A 2,154-nucleotide genomic window follows, 5' to 3' on the forward strand; every position below is an offset into this window, starting at 1 on the left:
CGGAAGAACGCCTCGTAGTCCATCAGCGGCTTGTCCGGGTGCTTGGTTTGCATGTGCTCGACATAATTGTCGTAGTCGGGCATGCCGACCATCAGGCGCGCGGCCTGACCGAGGTATTTACCGAGGCGACTCAAGTCATTGAACATCGTTGCAATCCTCTATCAAGCGTCCGGCAGGGCCTGGAATGGCGCTTCTTTGTCCGTGCGCTCTTTCGTGCCCCAGGCGGCGATGCCGACCTTGAGCGCGTAGAACAGGATGCTGAAGACCACGAACAGGAACAACACCGTCAGCGTTGCGTTGGTGTAGGCGTTGAACACCACGTGCTGCATCTGCTCGATGCTCTTGGCCGGGGCCAGGATCTGGCCGGCGGCCAGGGCATCGTTGTATTTGCGCGCCAGGGCCAGGAAGCCGATCGCCGGGTTGGCGTCGAACAGCTTGATCAGGCCCGCGGTGGTGGTGCAGATCAGCAGCCAGCTCGCCGGCAGCAGCGTGACCCAGACGTAGCGCTGGCGCTTCATCTTGATCAGCACCACGGTGGCGAGCATCAGGGCGATACCGGCCAGCATCTGGTTGGAGATGCCGAACAGCGGCCACAAGGTGTTGATGCCGCCCAGCGGATCGATCACGCCCTGGTACAGCAAATAGCCCCACAGCGCGACGCAGCCGGCGGTGGCGATCAGGTTGGCGGTCCAGGATTCGGTGCGCTTGAGGGCCGGCACGAACGAGCCGAGCAGGTCCTGCAGCATGAACCGCCCGGCACGGGTGCCAGCGTCCACCGCGGTGAGGATGAACAGCGCTTCGAACAGGATCGCGAAGTGGTACCAGAACGCCATGGTGTTTTCACCCGGCAGCACCGAGTGCAGGATCTGCGCGATACCGACCGCCAGGGTCGGCGCACCGCCGGCACGGGCCAGGATGGTGGTCTCGCCGATATCCTTGGCCACTGCTTGCAGCGCGTCGGGGGTGATTGCAAAGCCCCAACTGCTGACGGTCTGGGCCACGGCCACCACGTCGGTGCCGACGATCGCCGCCGGGCTGTTCATGGCGAAGTACACGCCCGGCTCGATCACCGAGGCGGCGACCATGGCCATGATCGCCACGAAGGACTCCATCAGCATGCCACCGTAACCGATGTAGCGGGCGTTGGTTTCGTTATCCAGCAGCTTGGGCGTGGTGCCCGAGGAGATCAGTGCGTGGAAACCCGAGACCGCGCCGCAGGCGATGGTGATGAACAGGAACGGGAACAAGCCGCCCTTCCACACCGGCCCGGTGCCGTCGGTGAATTGGGTCAATGCCGGCATTTTCAGCTCGGGCATGGTGACCAGGATGCCGATCGCCAGGGCGACGATGGTGCCGATCTTGAGGAAGGTCGACAGGTAGTCCCGTGGCGCCAGGATCAGCCACACCGGCAGCACCGCCGCGACAAAACCGTAGCCGATCAACATCCAGGTGATCTGGATCCCGGTGAAGGTGAAGGCCTTGGCCCAGACCGGATCGGCGGCGATCTGCCCGCCCAGCCAGATCGAACCCAGCAGCAACAGCACGCCGATGATCGAGATCTCACCGATGCGGCCCGGGCGGATGTAGCGCATGTAGATGCCCATGAACATCGCGATCGGGATGGTCGCCATCACCGTGAAGATGCCCCACGGGCTCTCGGCCAGGGCCTTGACCACGATCAGCGCCAGCACCGCGAGGATGATGATCATGATCAGGAAGCAGCCGAACAGCGCGATGGTGCCAGGGATGCGGCCCATTTCCTCGCGCACCATGTCGCCCAAGGAGCGACCGTTGCGGCGCGTTGAGAGGAACAGGACCATGAAGTCCTGCACCGCACCGGCCAGCACCACGCCGGCGATCAGCCAGAGCGTGCCGGGCAGGTAGCCCATCTGCGCCGCCAGCACCGGCCCGACCAGCGGCCCCGCGCCGGCAATGGCCGCGAAGTGGTGGCCGAAAAGGATGTGTTTGTTGGTCGGGACGTAGTCCAGGCCATCGTTGTTGAGCACGGCAGGCGTGGCCCGGCGCGCATCGAGTTGCATCACGTTGTTGGCGATGAAAAGGCTGTAGTAGCGGTAGGCGACCAGGTAGATGGCCACGGCTGCGACGACGATCCAGAGGGCGTTGATCGGCTCTCCGCGGCGCAAGGCCACGACG

At 64.3% G+C, this 2,154-nt stretch carries 2 protein-coding genes; both read right to left on the minus strand.

Annotated features, from left to right (window positions below):
• Positions 1-146: YbdD/YjiX family protein (locus JZ00_RS30645; RefSeq protein ID WP_080942550.1), on the minus strand; the 146-nt coding region annotated here is incomplete at its 3' end.
• Between the two features lie 15 nt (positions 147-161).
• A partial coding sequence (locus JZ00_RS29615; RefSeq protein WP_039594731.1) for a carbon starvation CstA family protein occupies positions 162-2,154 on the minus strand: 1,993 nt, incomplete at its 5' end.

This window comes from Pseudomonas frederiksbergensis, assembly GCF_000802155.2.
Lineage (GTDB): Bacteria > Pseudomonadota > Gammaproteobacteria > Pseudomonadales > Pseudomonadaceae > Aquipseudomonas > Aquipseudomonas frederiksbergensis_A.